We start from the raw sequence: 17,576 nt of genomic DNA on the forward strand, positions 1-17,576 counted from the left end.
TGCACCCGTAGCAACGTCGAGGCAAGCGCATGGCCTGCGTCAGCTCACGCCCTTCCAGGGAGAGACATCCTTGACCGCCCATTCGCCGCCGGACGGGCGGCAGGCGGTGCCCTGCAGCTTCACCGGCCGAACCTGAGTCTGGACGCTGGCGATGAAGGCGCGGCAGATCTCGTCCGAGCGCAGGAATGGACCACCGACCGGAACGAAGGACCCCTTGATGCCGCTCTGGGGGTTGTCCCAGGACACGGCGGCGCCATTGCCCTGCGGGTCGAGCGCAACGCCCATCGCCCCATCGGCGCGGCGCATGTCTTCGGGACCGAGCTCGGCCGAAAGGCTCGCGAGCGCCGCCGGCCGGTCGCCGCCGCGCGCGGGCAGGACCGCCGAGGTGGTCGCAACCTCATCCTCGCTCTTGCTCGACAGGCCGAGAATCGGAAACGAGACCGAGCAGCCGGCTGAAAACAGCGCCAGCATGGCCACAGCCATCAGCGGACGCATGGGGGCTGCGCGATCAGGAAGGCTTTGGAACGCTCCGGCCCCTGCCCTATATAAACCAACCGCCCGAAACCGGATCACTTGCGCTCGCCCGACGCCCAACTTCCACTGACCGAGGATTAGAACGTGCAACCGTTAACGAGCGGTGACTTCACCGAGGAAAACGAGCCTTTCGCCTTGTTCCAGAAGTGGTTGGACGAAGCGACGAAGTCCGAGCCGAACGACCCGACCGGCATGGCGCTTTCAACTGTCGACGCCGATGGCCTGCCCAACAGCCGCATGGTGCTGCTGAAGGGCCACGGGCCGGACGGTTTCGTCTTCTATACCAACACCGAAAGCCAGAAGGGCGAGGAACTGCTCGGCCAGCCCAAGGCCGCCGCCCTGTTCCACTGGAAGAGCCTGCGGCGACAGATCCGTATCCGCGGCACTGTCGCCCTCGTCACCGACGCCGAATCGGACGCCTATTTCCAGTCCCGCCCGCGCGACAGCCGGATCGGCGCCTGGGCCTCGCAGCAATCGCGCCCGCTGGAGAGCCGTTTCGCGCTGGAGAAGGCTGTCGCCGCCTATACGCTCAAATTCGGCCTCGGCGAGATCCCGCGCCCGCCCTATTGGCGTGGCTTTCGCATTACCCCGCTCTATATCGAATTCTGGCGCGACGGCGCCTTCCGCCTGCATGACCGCAGCGTCTTCCGACGCGGCGCGGCCGGCGAGCCCTGGACCAAGACGCGCTTCTACCCTTGAAGGACATCCCGCCCATGGCGATGCCGAAGTTCGATTTTCCAAAGACCGAAGCGGGCAAGCGCCCGGTCATGCTGCTGACCGGGGCGAGCCGCGGCATCGGCCACGCCACGGTGATGCAGTTCGCCATGGCCGGCTGGCGCATCCTGTCCTGCTCGCGCCAGGGCTTCTCCGAGAAATGCCCCTGGCCCTCGGGCGCCGACGACCATGTCCAGATCGACTTGGGCGACCCCGAAGACACGATGCGCGGCATCGCGGAGATCAAGAAGCGCCTCGTGGCCGAGGGCGGCAAGCTCAACGCCCTCGTTAACAACGCCGGTATCTCGCCGAAGGGGCGCAATGGCGAGCGGCTGGGCGCCGCGACCACCTCCTTCAACGACTGGCACAAGGTCTTCCAGGTCAATTTCTTCGCGCCGATCATGCTGGCGCGCGGCCTGCTCGACGAGTTGACCGCAGCCCAGGGTGCCATCGTCAACGTCACATCGATCGCGGGTTCCCGCGTCCACCCCTTCGCCGGCGCGGCCTACGCGACCTCGAAGGCCGCGCTCGCCAGTCTCACCCGCGAGATGGCCGCCGATTTCGGCCCGCTCGGCATCCGGGTCAACGCCATCTCGCCCGGCGAGATCGACACGGCGATCCTGTCGCCGGGCACCGAGAAGATCGTCGCCACCCTGCCGATGAAGCGGCTGGGCAAGACCGACGAGGTCGCCAAGGCGATCTATTTCCTCTGCACGGACGCTTCGAGCTATGTCACCGGCTCGGAATTGCACATCAACGGCGGACAGCACGTTTGATACGGGACGTGGCAGCATGACGGCCGACAGCGGCCAGGTCATCCGCTTCCCGGCCGCGGGCCGCGCGGCGGCCCGGCCTGTGCTCGCGGCCTCGGTCGCTGTCTTCCGCGACGGCAAGGTGCTGCTGGCGACCCGCACCAAGCCGCCGGCCGACCAGCTCTGGTCGCTGCCCGGGGGCAAGGTCGAGGCTGGCGAGACGCTCGAGCAGGCGGCCCTGCGCGAACTGGAGGAGGAAGTCGGCGTCACCGCCCGCATCCTCGGCTTCAACCGCCATGTCGAGATCTTCGGCCGCGACGCCAAAGGCGGCGTGACGCATCACTTCGTCGTCGCCTCCTTCGTCGGCGAGTGGCTCTCCGGCGAACCGCAACCGGGGCCGGAGGTCGGGGCCGTGATGTGGGCCGATCCGCTGAAGCTCGGCGGGCTCGCAACCACGCGCGAACTCGCAGACGTGCTGCGCCGGGCTCACAGCCTGTTCACGGCCGGCGGTGCGGCATGATGCGCGGTGCGCGCGCTTGGGCCATTCTGGCCCTTGCCCTCCTCGCTCCGATGGTTTCCCAGGCGCAGCAACGCACGCCGCAGCCGGCGAAGCCGCCCGCGGCCAAACCTGCCGAGCCGCCCGTCCAGGAGCCGGACGGACCGCCCTATGAGCCGCAGCTTCTCCAGCTCGCGGAGATCATGGGGTCGCTTGCCTATCTACGCACGCTCTGCGGAGGCAAGGAGGCGCAGGACTGGCGCGCCCGCATGGCTGCCCTGCTCGATGCCGAAGGGCGCACCCCGCAACGGCGCGACCGCCTGACCGCCGCCTTCAACCGCGGCTTCAAGGCCTATTCGCTGACCCACCGTTCCTGCACCGATGCCAGCCAGGAGGCATCCGCGCGCCTCGCGGCCGAAGGCGAGGCCCTGTCGCGGGCGCTGGCCAGCCGTTATGGCGGATAGGCAACAGCTGTTGCCCGAATGCGATCTTCGGTGGAATTCTTCCGGTCGCGTTAACCTTTCTTAAACACCGCGGTAGCGTGCCGCTCTGGCACGGCTTATGACTTGAGCATCGCCCAACCGTCGCGATCCGGGTCACAACCGGCGCGATTCGCATCAGATTGAAGGCGCAGAGTCCCGTTTCGATGCCGATCCAGCCCGAAGACACGATGCTCGACCCGAATCTCGCCGAAGACCACGGCGATGCGCGCCGCGTCGCCTATGGCTATGTCGAGGACGCCTTCACCGAGGCCCAGCAGGACGGGCTCGATTCGGATGCGCTCGCGCATGCCGCGCTCTTTGCGGCGTTGCGCACACTGGTCGAGACCTATGGCGAGGAAGCCACGGCCGTCTTCACCGAGACCCTCCCCGAGAAGGTGCGTTGCGGCGCCTTCACCATCGGCACGCGGCACTAATCTGCCGCGGTGCGGGCCCTCGCCGCCCGCGCTTCCATCAACGCCCGTTCCTTGACGTTACCCGTCAGCGCCACCGCCTGCTCGAAGGCCTCCGCCGCTTCCCGGTGCCGGCCGAGCTTGGACAACAGGTCGCCGCGCACGCTCGGCAGCAGGTGGTAGCGCTTGAGCGACGGCTCGCTACCCAGCGCCTCGACCAGTTCCAAGCCCGCTGCCGGCCCTTCAGCCATGCCGACCGCTACGGCCCGGTTGAGCTCGACGATCGGCGACGGCATCACCCGGCCGAGCACCGCGTAGAGCGCCGTGATTCGCTGCCAGTCTGTCTCCTCCGCCGTTCGCGCGCGAGCATGGCAGGCTGCCAGCGCTGCCTGCAGCAGATAGGGCCCCGGCGCGGCGCCGGCGAGCCGCTGCGCCCGTTCCAGCGCCGCGAGCCCCCGCCCGATCAGCAGCCGGTCCCAGCGCGCACGATTCTGGTCTAGCAGGAGGATCGGCTCGCCGCCGGGGCCGATGCGCGCCCTGAGCCGCGAGGCCTGCAGCTCCATCAGCGCGACAAGCCCATGCACCTCCGGCTCGTCAGGCGCCCGCGCCGCGAGAACGCGCCCGAGCCTGAGCGCTTCCTCGCACAGCGCCGGCCGCACCCAATCCTGCCCTGCCGTCGCGGCATAGCCCTCGTTGAAGATCAGGTAGACGACCTCCAGCACCGAGGCCAGGCGCTCGCCGAGCTCGGCGCCGGCAGGCACCTCATAGGGGACCTTCGCCTCGCTCAGCGTCTTCTTCGCCCGCACGATGCGCTGCGCCATGGTCGGCTCCGGCACCAGGAAAGCGCGAGCGATCTCCTCGGTCGTAAGGCCCCCGAGCAGCCGGAGCGTCAGCGCGAGCCGCGCCTCCTTGGGTAGCACCGGATGGCAGGCGGTGAAGATCAGGCGCAACAGGTCGTCGCCAACCGCGTCATCGAGCGCTTCGTCGAGATCGGGCATCGCCGGCCTTTCGCCGTCGATATCGCGGCCGATCTCCTCCTGCTTGCGCCGGGCCATGATCTCGTGGCGGGCGGCATCGGCGGCGCGGTGCTTGGCGACCTGCATCAGCCAGGCAGCCGGATTGCGTGGCACGCCCTCCTCGGGCCATTGCTTCAACGCCGCGACCAGCGCGTCCTGCGCCAGCTCCTCGGCCCGACCGATATCGCGCGTCAGCCGCGTAAGGCCGGCGATCAGCCGGGGCGACTCCATACGCCAGACCGTCTCGATGGTGCGGTGTGTATCGCTGCCCGACATGGGAAGCGATACACACCATCAGCCCATCGGCTGGCAAGGGGCGCAGGCAAGGCGTCGGTCGGTCAGCCCTGCCGCTCGGACTCGGCCTTCAGGCGATCCCACTGCGCCGCAGTTTCCGGCGTGACGATCTCACCGAAATCGGCCAATTCGAACAGCGGCCGGATCTCGATTTCGGACGGGCCGGGCATCGGGTTCGGGCAACGCTTGACCCAGGCGATGGCTTCGTCGAGCGAAGCGCATTCCCAGAGCCAGTAGCCGGCCACAAGTTCCTTGGTCTCGGCGAAGGGCCCGTCGACGACGGCGCGTTTCGTGCCGTCGAACTGGACACGCGCACCCTTCGAGCTGGGCTGCAGACCGTCGCCGCCCTTCATGATGCCGGCTTTCACCAGCTCTTCGTTATAGGCCATCATCGCCTCGAGCAGTTCCTGGGTCGGCGGCGCGCCGGCCTCGCTGTCCGGGGTCGCCTTGACCATCACCATGAAACGCATCGGTTTTCTCCTTGGATTTGGGATGTCAGGTCGGGTCAGCTGATGCGCTTGTCGGCTTCGGCGCGCAGCTGCTCTTTCCGCTCGCGCCGCTCCGGCGTCACCATCTCGCCGAACTCCTCCATCTCGAAGACGGAACGCAGCTCGATCTCGGTGCCGCCGTCGAAGGGCGCGCGCTTCAGCCATTCGACGGCTTCGTCGAAGGACTTCACCTGCCAGAGCCAGAAGCCGGCGAGCAGCTCCTTGGTCTCGGCGAAGGGGCCGTCCGTGATCGTCCGCTCGCTACCGGAAAAGCGCATGCGCAGCCCCTTGGAAGTCGGGTGCAAGCCTTCTGCGGCGAGCAGGATGCCAGCCTTGATCAGCTCCTCGTTGTAGACACCCATCTTCGCGAAGACGTCCGGGTCCGGCATCACGCCGGCTTCGCTGTCCTTGCTGGCCTTGACCAGAACCATCACACGCATCGGTCTTCTCCTTGGGTTTGGGAGAACCGGGCGGCTCCGGCGCGGACCGCCGAAACCCGTTCTCTGACTGCACGTCGAACGGGCGCGGCTGGAATCGACAGCGCCGGAAATCTTTTTTCGATTTTTTTGCGGAGCCGACCGCGCGCTCATCCAGAGCCGAACGCGGGCGGCGCCGATCCGTTTCAGGCGCCGCGCGGCAGCGCCTCCAGGAAGCGGGCCGGCTCGCCCTGCGACGGCATCGTTAGCTCTCCCTCCCACATCACCTTGAGGCCGCGCACGAAGGTGCCGACCGGCCAGCCGGTGACGGTGACGCCGTCATAGGGCGTCCAGCCGCATTTCGAGGCGCTCCACTCCTTGGTGATCGTCTCCCGGCGCTTGAGATCGACGACGGTGAAATCGGCATCGTAGCCGACTGCGATCCGGCCCTTGCCTTCCAGCCCGAAGATGCGCTGCGGCCCGGCGCTGCTGAGGTCGACGAAGCGCTCCAGCGTGAGCCGGCCGGCATTCACATGGTCGAGCATGATCGGCACCAGCGTCTGCACGCCCGGCATGCCGGAATGGCTCGCCGGATAGGGGTGGTGCTTCTCCTCATGGGTATGCGGCGCATGGTCGGAGCCGAGCACGTCGACGATGCCCTGCTCGACGCCCCACCAAATGCGCTGGCGATGACTCTCGTCCCGGATCGGCGGGTTCATCTGGGCGTAGGTGCCGAGCCGCTCGTAGCAATCCGGCGCGACCAGCGTCAGATGGTTCGGCAGCACCTCGACCGACGCGACATCCTTATGGTCCTTGAGGAAGACCATCTCCTCGCCGGTCGAGATATGCAGAATATGGACGCGCGCGCCGGTCTCGCGCGCGATCCGCACCAGCCGCTTGGTGCAGGTCAGTGCTACCTCCGGCGAACGCCAGATCGGATGGCTCGACGGATCCCCCTCGACGCGCAGCGGCATGCGCTCGCGCAGCATCATCTCGTCTTCGGAATGGAAGGCGGCGCGGCGGCGCGTGCGCTTCAGGATCTCCGCGACGCCCCGGTCATCCTCGACCAGGAGGTCGCCGGTGGAGGAACCCATGAAGACCTTGATCCCGGCCGCGCCGGGCAGCCGCTCCAGCTCCGGCACATCGGCAGCGTTCTCATGCGTGCCGCCGACCCAGAAGGCGAAGTCGCAATGCATGCGGTGCCGGCCGCGCCTGATCTTGTCGGCCAGAGCCTCCGGCGTCGTCGTCTGCGGGATCGTGTTCGGCATCTCGAAGACGCAGGTCACGCCGCCGAGCGCGGCCGAGCGCGAGCCCGTCTCCAGATCCTCCTTATGGTCGAGCCCCGGCTCGCGGAAATGCACCTGGCTGTCGATCACGCCCGGCAGGATATGCAGGCCGGTGCAATCGACCACCTCACCGGCCGAGGCCTGCGAGAGATCGCCCAGCGCCATGATCTTGCCGCCGGTGATGCCGATGTCGCGCGCAACGCGGCCATCCTGGTTCACCACCGTGCCGCCCTTGAGGATGACGTCATAGGTCTGCGGCATGGCGGTTCTCCGGGCGGTTGAGCAAAGGGGCGATGCGGCCTACCTATCGGCAGAGTCGCCGTCTCGGAAGTGGAAACAGCTTTCGGGTGGCGCAGTGCTCCCTTTCGGCCGCACGAGCCCGCCACGGAATCAGAACTGGACCGGCTGCCCATGTCCGCTACCCGATTGATCGATCGCGGTGTCATCCGCGTCAGTGGCCAGGATGCCCGCGACTTCCTGCAGAACCTCGTCACCAACGATCTCGACCCGGTCACGCCGGGCCACGCCGGCTACGGTGCGCTGCTGACACCGCAGGGCAAGATCATCTGCGACTTCTTCATCGTCGCGCTGTCGCCGGAAGACGGCTGCGGCTTCCTGCTCGACACTCCGCTGCTCCAGACCCCCGATTTGATGAAACGCCTGAAGCTCTACAAGCTGCGCTCCAAGGTCGTGCTGGAGGACCTCACCGAGAAGAGCACGGTGCTCGCCTCCGCTGATGGCGCGCCGCTGCCGGAAGACGCCGGCTTCGTCTATGACGACCCGCGTCTGCCCGCACTCGGCCAGCGGGCCATAGCCGATGCCGAGGGCATCGACGATCTCGTCACGGCAACGGCTGATGCCTACCACGCCCGCCGCATCGCGCTGGGCATACCCGCCGGCGGGCGCGACTTCCCCTATGGCGACACCTTCCCGCACGAAGCGCTGCTCGACCAGCTCGGCGGCGTCTCCTTTAAGAAGGGCTGCTATATCGGCCAGGAGGTCGTCTCCCGCATGCAGCATCGCGGCACCGCCCGCACCCGCGTCGTGCCCGTTGACTTCGACGACGGCATCGTCGCCGAGACCGGCACGGAGGCGGTGGCCGGCGGCAAGATGATCGGCAGCATCGGCTCGGGCGCGAACGGCAAGGCGCTCGCCATGCTCCGCCTCGACCGGCTGGCCGACGCGCTCGCGGCCGGCGAAACGCCGCTCGGCGGCGGCCTCGCTTTCCATCTGGCGGAGAAGCCCGATTTCATCCGCTTCCCCTTCCCCGGCGAGCCGGGCTTCGGAGCAGCCGCAGAGGTCGCCCTATGAGCGAGGCAATTGTCTCGAGCGAAGAGCGCGTCGCGATCGAAGGGCCGGACGGCAAGTTCCGCTGCCGTTGGCCGGGCACGGACCCGCTCTACCTCGCCTATCACGACACTGAATGGGGCGTGCCGGAATATGATTCCCGCGCGCTCTGGGAGAAGCTGATCCTCGATGGTTTCCAGGCGGGCCTGTCCTGGATCACCATCCTCAGGAAGCGCGATGCCTTCCGCGCCGGTTTCGCCGATTTCGAGCCGGAAGCGGTCGCCCGCTTCGGCGAGGCCGATGTCCAGCGCCTGCTCGCCGATCCCGGCATCATCCGCCATCGCGGCAAGATCGAGGGCACGATCAAGAGCGCACAGGCCTATCTCAGGCTGAGTGAACGCGAGCCCTTCGCCGATTTCCTCTGGAAGCATCTCGACGGCCGCGTGCTGCAGAACAGCTATCGCACGCAGGGCGAGGTGCCGACGCAGACCAGGCTATCCGAGACGATCGCCAAGGAGCTGAAGAAAGCCGGCTTCACCTTCTGCGGCCCGACCATCGTCTACGCCTTCATGGAAGCCTGCGGGCTGGTCAACGACCACCTGACCGGCTGCTTCCGCTATGCGGAATGCGCTGCGCTGGCGCGCGACTTCCGCCCCGCCGCCTGATGGCCCGCAAGCTTGAACCGCCGCGCGCCTGGCAGCGCATGCTCTCCGGCCGCCGGCTCGACCTGCTCGACCCCTCGCCGCTCGACATCGAGATCGAGGACATCGCCCATGGCCTTGCGCGTGTCGCCCGCTGGAACGGCCAGACGCGCGGCGCGCATTCCTTCTCGGTGGCGCAGCATTGCCTGCTGGTCGAGGCGATCGCGGGTCATCTCAACCCGGATTGGAGCGATACCTGGCGCCTGATGGCGCTGCTGCACGATGCGCCGGAATATGTCATCGGCGACATGATCTCGCCGTTCAAGGTGGTTATGGGCGATGCCTATAAGAGCGTGGAACTGCGCCTGCTCACGGCCATCCATCTGCGCTTCGGCTTGCCTGCGACGACGCCGGCGATGCTCAAGCGCAGAACCAAGGAGGCCGACACCATCGCCGCCTTCTTCGAGGCGACGCAGCTCGCCGGCTTCGCCCGCGCGGAGGCACTGAAATTCTTCGGCCGACCGCAGGCGCTGCCGGCCGAGGTCATCGCCTGGCTCGATCCGCTCGATACCGAGACCGCACAACACCGCTTCCTGGCGCGCTTCGGCGAGCTCGGCGGCGAGCTCAATGAGTCAAACGCACCGCGCTGATCTCGTTCGCAATCGACTTGAAGATAGGACTCAACTGGGAGGCGCTCGTCACCTCATAATACATGCTCGCATCGCTAGCGCAGTTACGCAGCATCGCTGCGTTTCCATCCATGACCCGGATCGTATAGACATTGACGCCCGCCGCCTTGACGTTCGCGCAAGCAAGTTTCGTCCGTGCATCGATATTTGGATTCGAGGTGCTGCCGTCGCCTTCGAAACGGTTTTGTGTGTTGTCGCCATCGGTCAGCAGGATCATATACTTCTTCAGCCGCGGCTCCGTATTTGGCTTTGCCTCAGTGTAGGGCGCGCCGGGCGAAAGCGTCGCCCAGCCCCAGACTGCGCCGATGGTGACGTTGGTGGCGCCGACCGGCGTCATCGTATCGATTTTGGCTGACAGTGCTGTCCAGTCGGAACTCAGCCCCATCGTCTGCGCGAGCGAAGTCTGGCCACACCATGTCGCCGGATACTGCTGGGCGCTGGCGGAATACGACCCGCCATCGGTGACGTCATAGCTCTGGTCCCGGTCAGCTATGCAGCCCTCGGTCTTAGCCCAATTGGCCTTGGTCAGGGTCTCGGTGCAGGTCATCACGCCCTTGTTCGTCTTGCAGCCTGAGATCGTTGGATCCGACGAAGCTGCACCGCTCGGCGCCTTGCAGTTATTGCCATTCTTATCGCAGGTCATCGTCACCGAACGGGTCATGCCGTAGCGGATCCACTGCTCGTCCTTCAGGGCTCGGTCGATACGAACCTGTGTGTTGAACGGCACGATCGAGATCCGAATCTGATCTGTGTCGATCGTCGCGTCTTTCATGATCTGAATCAGATCCTTCGACGCCTGTTTCAGCGCCGTCATCTTTCCCGAGGACGACATCGAGCCCGTATTATCGAGAACCAGCGCAAGCTCGATCGTGTTGGTGCCCCAGGTCGATTGGCTATCGCTCGCAACTGCGATGGACTGAGGGCCGAGCACGCGCCCGATCGTCGTCTCCACACTGGCATTCGCCGAGATTTTGATCGTTCGCGCCGTACGGTCGATCGAGACAGTTGCGCCACCGAACTCGCTCTTCACGCTCGCTGGCAGGTTGTCGCGGATCCAGGAATCGATACGGTCCCGGAGCTGAGCGTCGGTCAGCTTCTGGGCATCGCGCGCGGCCATCAGCGAGGCGGAGTCGATCGCCGAACTCAGCGCTTGGCGGGCGTTGCTGGCACGCGCATAGTCGACGGTGACCCCGACGATTCCGATCAGCGGAAGGGTCAGGAAGCCGGTCATGACGAGCACGTTGCCGCGCTGATCGCGGCGCAACCGCCGCATCAATTCCGAAACGAAAGCGAGCTTGACCATCACATCTCATCCTGGGCCGGATTGCCGCATTGAGCCGGATGAGGGTTGGGGGTCGGAGCTTACGAATTGCTAAAATCGATTCGTGGAACTCGGCCCTATCTGCACATTTTGCGGCAAAACAGGTACCGCAACGTCATATCGCCTTCGACGCATGGAATATTATTTCCATTTCAGAACAAGTGATGATCATTTTTTGTCGTTTTGAAAATAATGATTTCACGGGACAATGCGATCAGATCACCAAAGGAGCAGCCATGTCGGACACCCCCGCTCTCTCCCTGCCCTCCGGCGTCGTCATCAAGGGCGCCGTGCAGCCGCGCTTCGACGAGATCCTCACCACGGAAGCGCTCGCCTTCGTCGCCGACCTGCATCGCCGCTTCAACGAAACGCGCAAGCGGCTGCTCGCCGTTCGCGCCGAGCGGCAGAAACGCTTCGACGCCGGCGAGACGCCCGACTTCCTGGCCGAGACCCGGCATATCCGCGAAGGCGACTGGAGCGTCGCGCCCATCCCGGCCGATCTGCAGGACCGCCGCGTCGAGATCACCGGCCCTGTCGACCGCAAGATGATCGTCAACGCGCTGAACTCCGGGGCCAAGGTTTTCATGGCCGATTTCGAGGACGCCTCCTCGCCGGTCTGGGCCAACATGATCGAAGGCCAGATCAACCTCCGCGACCGCTGGGCGAACAAGATCGACTTCACCGATCCTACGAACGGCAAGGACTACAAGCTCAAGGACAAGCCCGCGGTCCTGATCATTCGCCCGCGCGGATGGCATCTGCCGGAGCGCCATATCGAGATCGACGGCGAGGAGGCCTCGGGCTCCCTGGTCGATTTCGGCCTCTACGTCTTCCATAACGCCAAGGCGGCGCTGGCCGCCGGCTCCGGCCCCTATTTCTACCTCCCGAAGCTGGAGAGCCATCTCGAGGCCCGGCTCTGGAACGACGTCTTCGTCGCCGCGCAATCGGCGCTCGGCCTGAAGAACGGCACGATCAAGGCGACCGTCCTGATCGAGACCTTGCCCGCCGCCTTCGAGATGGACGAGATCCTCTACGAATTGCGCGAGCACATGGCAGGCCTCAACTGCGGTCGCTGGGACTACATCTTCTCCTTCATCAAGAAGCTCGCCCGCAACAAGGCCTATATCCTGCCCGACCGGTCGCAGGTCGTGATGTCCAAGGCCTTCCTGCGCGCCTATTCGCTGCTGCTGATCAAGACCTGCCACAAGCGCGGCGCCTTCGCGATGGGCGGCATGGCGGCGCAGATCCCGGTCAAGAACAACCCCGAGGCCAATGCCGCCGCCTTCGCCAAGGTCAAGGCCGACAAGGAGCGCGAGGCCGGCGATGGCCATGACGGCACCTGGGTCGCCCATCCCGACCTCGTCCCGGTCGCCATGGAGGTCTTTGACCGGCTGATGCCGCAGGCCAACCAGCTCGGCAAGAAGCGCGACGACGTGAACATCGGCACCAGGGATCTGCTGGAGGTCCACCAGGGCACACGCACGGAGGAAGGCTTCCGCGAGAATATCCGCATCGGCGTGCAGTATATCGAGGCCTGGCTGCGCGGCCGCGGCGCGGTCCCGATCTACAACATGATGGAGGATGCCGCGACCGCCGAGATCAGCCGCGCCCAGATCTGGCAGTTCGTCCAGTACGGCGTCGAACTCGAAGGCGGGGTCAAGGCCGATGCCGCGCTGTTCAAGCGCTGCCTGCCCGAGGAGATGGACAGGGTGAAGGGCGAACTCGGGGCGGAGGCCTATGCCAAGGGTCGGTTCCCCGAAGCGATCGCGCTCTTCGAGACGCTGTCGCTGGCGCCGAACTTCGAGGACTTCCTCACCGTGCCCGCCTACGCCAAGCTGGGCTGAACACAGCTCCGATCAGTCCAGGAAGGGCGCCGCCAGATGGTGGCGCCCTTTCGCTTTCGTGGTCAGTTCAGGTGCCACTAGACGCGCCCGCCGATAATCACGGCAAGCAGGATCACCGCCCCGAAGAGGTGCAGGAGATCGGCTTTCCAGCCGCCGGCCGGCGAGGAGCGCACATGCCGGTAGATCGCTTCCCGGCGGCGACGATAGCTGCCGATCGTGCTCATTGAAGTCTCCATCCGAAACATTGCGGGCGCTTCCCCCACGCCGGTCAGGCGCGGTGGGCAGGCCCCGTCGCGCCCCGGCTCGCGGGGGCCGGTACCGTTCCTGCGAGCGGGCGCGGTAGATCCTCGATCACATCACGCACGAGGGTTGCGAGCTCGGGGCGCACCGAGACGAGCGGCGCGCGGCAGGCCGCGCCGATGCCGGGATGCAGTATCGACAAGGCGAGCTTGACCAGCACCGGATCGGGCTCCCGCGCCAGCAGGTCGAGCAGCGGGACGAGGCGCCGCTGCAGGATCTGCGCCTGCCCGTAGAGCTCGGAGCGCGCCGCGCTCTCCAGCCGCGCCAGCCAATGCGGCGCGAGATTGCCGACGCTGGTGACCGCCCCGCATCCACCCGCGAGCAGATAGGCCGGGATAGTTTCGGCCGCACCGGTGAGCCGCATGAACCGGCGGTCGCGCAGCCGCGCGATCCGGTCGCAGCGCGCGAGATCGCCGCGCCGTTCGAGGATGCCGACAATGTTCGCCGCGCCTGCGAGCATCTCGAGCGTCTCCGACGCGATCTCGACGCCGCAGCGGTCCGGATCATTGTCGAGGATGATCTCGAGACCCGTGGCCTGCGCCGCCGCGAGCGCATGGGCCGCGAGCCCCGCCTGCGTCGGCCTGTTGTAATAGGGCATGCGCAGCAGCAGCGCCGAGGCGCCGGCCTTCTCGGCGGCGACGATCTCGGCAATCGTCTCGGCCGTGGCATAGCTGCCGACGGCCGCGATCACCGGGAAATGCCTGCCCGCGATGAGGCGGGCGGCAGCACAAAGTTCGCTGCGCTCCGCCTCGTTCAGCGTCGAGTTCTCGCCTGTGGCAGTGCCGATCACGATACCGTCGGCGCCCTGAGCGATCTGCCAGTGAATGAGGCGTTCCAGGGCACCGTAGTCGATCGCATCCTCGTCGAAGGGCGTGACCAGCGCGGTGAACATGCCGTGAAGCCAGTGGTTCATGGCGCGTCTCAAAGCAGCCGGAGCGTTTTCGCGGTCATACGGACCGCGCGCGGCCTGCGGCCGGCTTCGAACACGGCATAGCGCAACGCGGCGCCCTGATCGGCGAAGATTCCGCCGCCGCGGCCATGGGTCTCGACGGCCAGCCAGTGACCTTCAACGTCTCGCCCGACCAGAAACGCGAGCGGGCCGCCAAAGGGTTTGCGAGGGATACTGAGCATCATCCTGTTTCCCGAACGGTCTCCGGGACCGCACGGACAAGGTATTTTCGCCGCCATAGCCATTCGAGACAGGGCAAGGGGCGACAACATCAACGATGCATAAGGAGAACGCGAAACCGCTTTTGACTTCCGCGGGCCGCTCGCGCTCAATCCGGCCCTCTCGTCTGGATTCGCCGCATGCGCCCCCGCCTTCTCCCCCTCCTCGCCGCCCTGCTGTGCGCCTCCTTCGCCCAGGCCGCGACGCTCGCCCCCGAACAGCGCTTCAGGACGCTGGGCGACTTCTCGGGCAAAAAGCCCGGCAAGCCGGCCCGCGATGTCAGCGGCCTCGCCTGCATGCCAGTCGCGAACGGCGCCCAGCGCTGCTTGCTGATCAATGACGAGGGCTCATTCGCCCAGTTCGCCCGGATTGCGGAGAACCGCATCACGCCCGGCGCCACGCTCCCGATCGTCGGCACGGACGCTTCGCCCGACACCCTCGGCCAGCCGCCGCAGGGCATCTGCCGGGCCCCCGGCCGCTTTGCCGAACTCGACGGCGAGGCCGTCGCCTATGCGGATGGCGCCTTCTATCTGGCGGGTTCGCATGGTTGCTCGCGCAACAAGGGCGAATTCCGACTCTCCGCCTTCCATCTGGCGCGGATCAAGGTCGACGTGGAAGGCGCCCCGACCGGCCGCGTCGAGCTGACCTATCGCCTGAGCGACATGCTGCGCCAGGCCGGCGAGGCGGGAGCCTTCTTCGGCCGGAGCCTGATGGACGACAACGGGCTGAATGTGGAAGGCATCGCCGTCATCGGCGATACGCTCTGGGCCGGCCTGCGCGCACCTTCGCTCGGCGACCGCAGCTTCCTCGTCGGCGCTTCGCTCACAGCGCTCTTCGCACCCGGGCATGCGGCCGCGACAGCGGCTCCGACGGTGGTGGCGCTGCCGGCCGGGCGCGATCGCGGCATTCGTGACCTCGCCCCCCTGCCCGGTGGGCGATTGCTCGCGCTGCTTGGCCCGGCACAGGAGCAATCGCTCCCATATTCCCTGATGTTGGTCGACACGGCCCGGCCCGAGGCAGCTGAGACCCTCGGCGAGCTGCCCGCCCGCGGCAGCGGCAAGGCGGAATCCCTGACCGTTCTGGCGGAGGGCCGCGGCGCGCTCAGCGTCCTGATCGGCTATGACGGCCGCAAGAACGGCCATTTCGAATCCTACCGATTGCCCCTGCCGGCAGAGACCCGCTGAACGCCATGGACTTCCACGCCCGCCTCTCCCGCGCCGTCGCGCGCTACCGGAGCGAGGTCGCCGGCCCGCGCGAGCATCTCTCGCTGCTGCGCTGGCAGATGGCGGAGGGCCATGCGCTCGACCGCCGCGATACCTTTCCCGGCCATCTCACGACCAGCGCTTTCGTGCTCTCCCCCGACCATGCGCAGATCCTGCTGATCGACCATGTCGTGATCGGTCGCTGGCTCCAGCCCGGAGGCCATTGGGAGGAGGCTGAGCACTTCCACCTCTCGGCGGCGCGCGAGGCTGAGGAGGAGACCGGCGTCCAGGGGCTGTCCCTGCATCCCTGGCACGCGGGCGGCGACGTGCCCTTCACCATCGACAGCCACGACGTGCCCGGCAAGCCCGCGCGCGGCGAGCCGGACCATATCCATCACGATCTGCAATACCTCTTCCTGGCCGATCCTGCCTGGCCATTGGTTGCCCAGGCGGAGGAGGTACATGCCGCGGCCTGGAAACCCGTCGAGGAACTGGCGGCGATCGCGCCGCGCGCCCTGGCCCGCATCGCGATGCTGTCCCTGCCCGCCTGATTGTTGCTGCGACGCAACATGTTACGTTATAACGCAACAAGAGGCACCCCAACTCTCGCGTCGCCGTCGCGGCCACGCCATAGTTCGTCGGGAGGCGCCCCTCTATTGCAAATCACTTGCAATACGTATGACCGTCGCTCACCCGCTGGAGTCGTCATGCTGACAAACCCGTCTCTGTTGCTGCGGCACAACAGCCGGATGGATTGTCGCAATACTTATGGCTCCTTTATCGCGGCAGGCGGGCCACGAATGCATCCTTGCACCGACCCCGGATGACTGAGCGCGGTTTGCACGCGCCCGGTTCCCACTCAACTGGAATTTCTGCTATGAAGCTGGCCTCCGCCCTCCTCTCCGCCCGCCTCGGTCTCGCCCTCGTCGGCACCTGCGCCGCCTCCATCGCCTCCGCCGCCGACCTGCCATCCCGCAAGACCGCTCCCGCACCGGCGCCAGTCGTCTCGGCCTGTATCGAGAGCGAAGGCATCCCGACCGACGCCTTCGGCTTCACCACCGGCTCGGATGTTGCGGAGAAGGGCTCCTTCGGCCCGAGCCTGACCTTTAACGGTGGCTTCGGCACGCGCGTCGGCTCCTCGAACGGGCACGCCCTTACCTTGCAGGGCTCCTACGGGCTCTTCCCCTGCTTCGAAGTCGGCCCTTATGTGCTGGGCAACTTCACGAATGCCTCGGCAGGCGGCGTGAGCGCCGACTCGGGCGCCTTGGGCGCCGGCGTCGAGATGAAGTACAAGCTGCTCGGCCGCGACATGCACGGCCTCGGCCTGACGCTCGTCATCGACCCCAGCTTCAACCGCGCCGATCCGGACGGCGCCGGCCGCTTCACCACCTACAACACCGGCATCCGCCTCTTCGCCGACAAGACGCTGATCCCGAATACACTGTACGCCGCGCTCAACCTCTCGCAGGATCTGACCTGGACCGGGCCGTCGCCCTATCAGCGCTCATCCACCTTCACGGTCGGCGGTTCGCTCTCCTGGCAGGTGTCGGATGGGCTCTATCTCAGCGGCGAGGTCCGCCATATGCGCGCCCATAACGAGCTCGGCTTCGGCAACGAAGCCGGCTACGCCACCTTCGCCGGCCCCGGCATCTTCTGGCAGGCGACGAAGCAGCTCGCCCTCTCCGCCGCCTACAACATCCAGATCGCCGGCAAGGCCAAGGGCGAGCCCGGCAATCTCGATCTGACCAATTTCAGCCAGCACCTCGTCAAGGTGAAGCTCGGCTACAGCTTCTGAGCCTTCCGAACATCGCGCCTGCGCAAGGGCGGCAGCGGCAACGCTGCCGCCCTTTTTCATGTCGGCAGGTCGTCCGCATTGACATACTCCCCCCGAGTACCATAGCTTGACCGGCAGATCGAAGCTCGACGCGCCCCCAATGCCTCACACGCCTGAAGAGAAGAAGCGCGCCGTGACGCGGCTGCGCCGGATCAAGGGGCAGGCCGACGCCCTGATCGCCGCCGTGGAGCGCGGCGAGGAATGCGGCGCGTTGCTCCAGCAGCTCGCGGCGCTGCGCGGCGCAGCGACCGGGCTGATGGCGGAGGTGCTGGAAAGTCACTTGCGCGAGACCATGCATGGCACTGCCGACGCGGCGAAGGCGCCCCCCGACGATGCCGACGAAATCGCCGCGATCATGCGGGTCATCCGCCCCTATTTGAAATAGCCGTTCGCAAGGAAGGA

The 17,576-nt window shown here is 66.6% G+C and carries 22 protein-coding genes; 13 read left to right on the forward strand and 9 right to left on the reverse strand.

Annotation, left to right across the window (positions count from 1 at the left end; translation table 11 throughout):
- Positions 1 to 39 precede the first annotated feature (39 nt).
- Entirely contained in the window at positions 40 to 495 is a 456-nt protein-coding gene (locus tag AC1DE3_RS04515; RefSeq protein ID WP_476781255.1) for an RT0821/Lpp0805 family surface protein, read from the reverse strand.
- 123 nt (positions 496 to 618) lie between these two features.
- On the opposite strand from AC1DE3_RS04515, the gene pdxH reads away from it, so the two are divergent.
- The 5 genes from pdxH (at position 619) to AC1DE3_RS04540 (ending at position 3,412) form a co-directional block, all read left to right on the forward strand.
- Positions 619 to 1,233 (forward strand): pyridoxamine 5'-phosphate oxidase, encoded by a 615-nt coding sequence (pdxH, locus tag AC1DE3_RS04520; RefSeq protein WP_476852108.1) that lies wholly within the window; start codon positions 619 to 621, stop codon positions 1,231 to 1,233.
- Between the two features lie 14 nt (positions 1,234 to 1,247).
- Positions 1,248 to 2,024: an SDR family NAD(P)-dependent oxidoreductase gene (locus AC1DE3_RS04525; RefSeq protein ID WP_441510146.1), complete on the forward strand. Its 777-nt coding sequence runs from the start codon at positions 1,248 to 1,250 to the stop codon at positions 2,022 to 2,024.
- A gap of 16 nt (positions 2,025 to 2,040) precedes the next feature.
- Entirely contained in the window at positions 2,041 to 2,520 is a 480-nt protein-coding gene (locus tag AC1DE3_RS04530; protein ID WP_476781253.1) for an NUDIX hydrolase, read from the forward strand.
- On the forward strand, positions 2,517 to 2,960 hold the full coding sequence (locus AC1DE3_RS04535) for a TIGR02301 family protein (protein ID WP_476781252.1): 444 nt from the start codon (positions 2,517 to 2,519) through the stop codon (positions 2,958 to 2,960). The genes AC1DE3_RS04530 and AC1DE3_RS04535 overlap by 4 nt, the downstream gene beginning before the upstream one ends.
- Positions 2,961 to 3,142: 182 nt before the next feature.
- On the forward strand, positions 3,143 to 3,412 hold the full coding sequence (locus AC1DE3_RS04540) for a hypothetical protein (RefSeq protein ID WP_441510149.1): 270 nt from the start codon (positions 3,143 to 3,145) through the stop codon (positions 3,410 to 3,412).
- Here AC1DE3_RS04540 and AC1DE3_RS04545 read toward each other — a convergent pair.
- The 4 genes from AC1DE3_RS04545 to AC1DE3_RS04560 all read right to left on the reverse strand — a co-directional run bounded on the left by AC1DE3_RS04545 (position 3,409) and on the right by AC1DE3_RS04560 (position 7,149).
- Complete coding sequence (locus AC1DE3_RS04545) at positions 3,409 to 4,680, reverse strand: RNA polymerase sigma factor (RefSeq protein ID WP_476781251.1); 1,272 nt, start codon at positions 4,678 to 4,680, stop codon at positions 3,409 to 3,411. The two genes, AC1DE3_RS04540 and AC1DE3_RS04545, sit on opposite strands and share 4 nt — an antisense overlap.
- Positions 4,681 to 4,742: 62 nt before the next feature.
- Complete coding sequence (locus AC1DE3_RS04550; RefSeq protein WP_441510151.1) at positions 4,743 to 5,168, reverse strand: YciI family protein; 426 nt, start codon at positions 5,166 to 5,168, stop codon at positions 4,743 to 4,745.
- 35 nt (positions 5,169 to 5,203) lie between these two features.
- A complete protein-coding gene (locus AC1DE3_RS04555) occupies positions 5,204 to 5,626 on the reverse strand; it encodes a YciI family protein (RefSeq protein WP_476781249.1) in 423 nt (140 codons plus the stop codon).
- A 182-nt stretch (positions 5,627 to 5,808) separates the two neighbouring features.
- Positions 5,809 to 7,149 (reverse strand): dihydroorotase, encoded by a 1,341-nt coding sequence (locus tag AC1DE3_RS04560; protein ID WP_476852109.1) that lies wholly within the window; start codon positions 7,147 to 7,149, stop codon positions 5,809 to 5,811.
- A gap of 150 nt (positions 7,150 to 7,299) precedes the next feature.
- On the opposite strand from AC1DE3_RS04560, the gene ygfZ reads away from it, so the two are divergent.
- From ygfZ to AC1DE3_RS04575, 3 genes are read left to right on the forward strand one after another with little or no spacing between them, the layout of a single operon-like run.
- Positions 7,300 to 8,199 (forward strand): CAF17-like 4Fe-4S cluster assembly/insertion protein YgfZ, encoded by a 900-nt coding sequence (gene ygfZ, locus AC1DE3_RS04565; RefSeq protein WP_476781247.1) that lies wholly within the window; start codon positions 7,300 to 7,302, stop codon positions 8,197 to 8,199.
- Positions 8,196 to 8,840, forward strand: coding sequence for a DNA-3-methyladenine glycosylase I (locus AC1DE3_RS04570; protein ID WP_476781246.1), 645 nt, complete (start codon positions 8,196 to 8,198; stop codon positions 8,838 to 8,840). Before ygfZ ends, AC1DE3_RS04570 begins: the two co-directional genes overlap by 4 nt.
- Positions 8,840 to 9,466, forward strand: coding sequence for a YfbR-like 5'-deoxynucleotidase (locus AC1DE3_RS04575; RefSeq protein WP_476781245.1), 627 nt, complete (start codon positions 8,840 to 8,842; stop codon positions 9,464 to 9,466). The genes AC1DE3_RS04570 and AC1DE3_RS04575 overlap by 1 nt, the downstream gene beginning before the upstream one ends.
- On the opposite strand, the gene AC1DE3_RS04580 is transcribed toward AC1DE3_RS04575, so the two are convergent.
- Entirely contained in the window at positions 9,441 to 10,808 is a 1,368-nt protein-coding gene (locus tag AC1DE3_RS04580; RefSeq protein WP_476781244.1) for a pilus assembly protein TadG-related protein, read from the reverse strand. The genes AC1DE3_RS04575 and AC1DE3_RS04580 overlap by 26 nt on opposite strands.
- A gap of 254 nt (positions 10,809 to 11,062) precedes the next feature.
- Between AC1DE3_RS04580 and aceB the strand changes: the two genes are divergently transcribed.
- The gene (aceB, locus tag AC1DE3_RS04585) at positions 11,063 to 12,670 is read left to right on the forward strand and encodes a malate synthase A (protein ID WP_476781243.1); all 1,608 of its coding nucleotides are present in this window, start codon (positions 11,063 to 11,065) and stop codon (positions 12,668 to 12,670) included.
- A 77-nt stretch (positions 12,671 to 12,747) separates the two neighbouring features.
- On the opposite strand, the gene AC1DE3_RS04590 is transcribed toward aceB, so the two are convergent.
- The 3 genes from AC1DE3_RS04590 to AC1DE3_RS04600 are packed head-to-tail and all read right to left on the reverse strand — an operon-like array spanning position 12,748 to position 14,101.
- Complete coding sequence (locus tag AC1DE3_RS04590; protein ID WP_476781242.1) at positions 12,748 to 12,894, reverse strand: hypothetical protein; 147 nt, start codon at positions 12,892 to 12,894, stop codon at positions 12,748 to 12,750.
- Positions 12,895 to 12,938: 44 nt separating this feature from the next.
- Positions 12,939 to 13,883: a dihydrodipicolinate synthase family protein gene (locus AC1DE3_RS04595; protein ID WP_476781241.1), complete on the reverse strand. Its 945-nt coding sequence runs from the start codon at positions 13,881 to 13,883 to the stop codon at positions 12,939 to 12,941.
- An 8-nt stretch (positions 13,884 to 13,891) separates the two neighbouring features.
- Entirely contained in the window at positions 13,892 to 14,101 is a 210-nt protein-coding gene (locus AC1DE3_RS04600; RefSeq protein ID WP_476781240.1) for a hypothetical protein, read from the reverse strand.
- A 177-nt stretch (positions 14,102 to 14,278) separates the two neighbouring features.
- Here AC1DE3_RS04600 and AC1DE3_RS04605 point away from each other — a divergent pair, with 177 nt between their 5' ends.
- From AC1DE3_RS04605 to AC1DE3_RS04620, 4 genes are all read left to right on the forward strand, one after another.
- Positions 14,279 to 15,322 (forward strand): DUF3616 domain-containing protein, encoded by a 1,044-nt coding sequence (locus AC1DE3_RS04605; RefSeq protein WP_476781239.1) that lies wholly within the window; start codon positions 14,279 to 14,281, stop codon positions 15,320 to 15,322.
- Positions 15,323 to 15,327: 5 nt separating this feature from the next.
- A complete protein-coding gene (locus AC1DE3_RS04610; RefSeq protein WP_476781238.1) occupies positions 15,328 to 15,891 on the forward strand; it encodes an NUDIX hydrolase in 564 nt (187 codons plus the stop codon).
- A gap of 326 nt (positions 15,892 to 16,217) precedes the next feature.
- Positions 16,218 to 17,135: a hypothetical protein gene (locus AC1DE3_RS04615; protein ID WP_476852110.1), complete on the forward strand. Its 918-nt coding sequence runs from the start codon at positions 16,218 to 16,220 to the stop codon at positions 17,133 to 17,135.
- A 139-nt stretch (positions 17,136 to 17,274) separates the two neighbouring features.
- A complete protein-coding gene (locus AC1DE3_RS04620) occupies positions 17,275 to 17,559 on the forward strand; it encodes a metal-sensing transcriptional repressor (protein WP_441510165.1) in 285 nt (94 codons plus the stop codon).
- Positions 17,560 to 17,576: the final 17 nt, after the last annotated feature.

The sequence above is a fragment of the Allobosea sp. 10L417 genome (assembly GCF_056395485.1).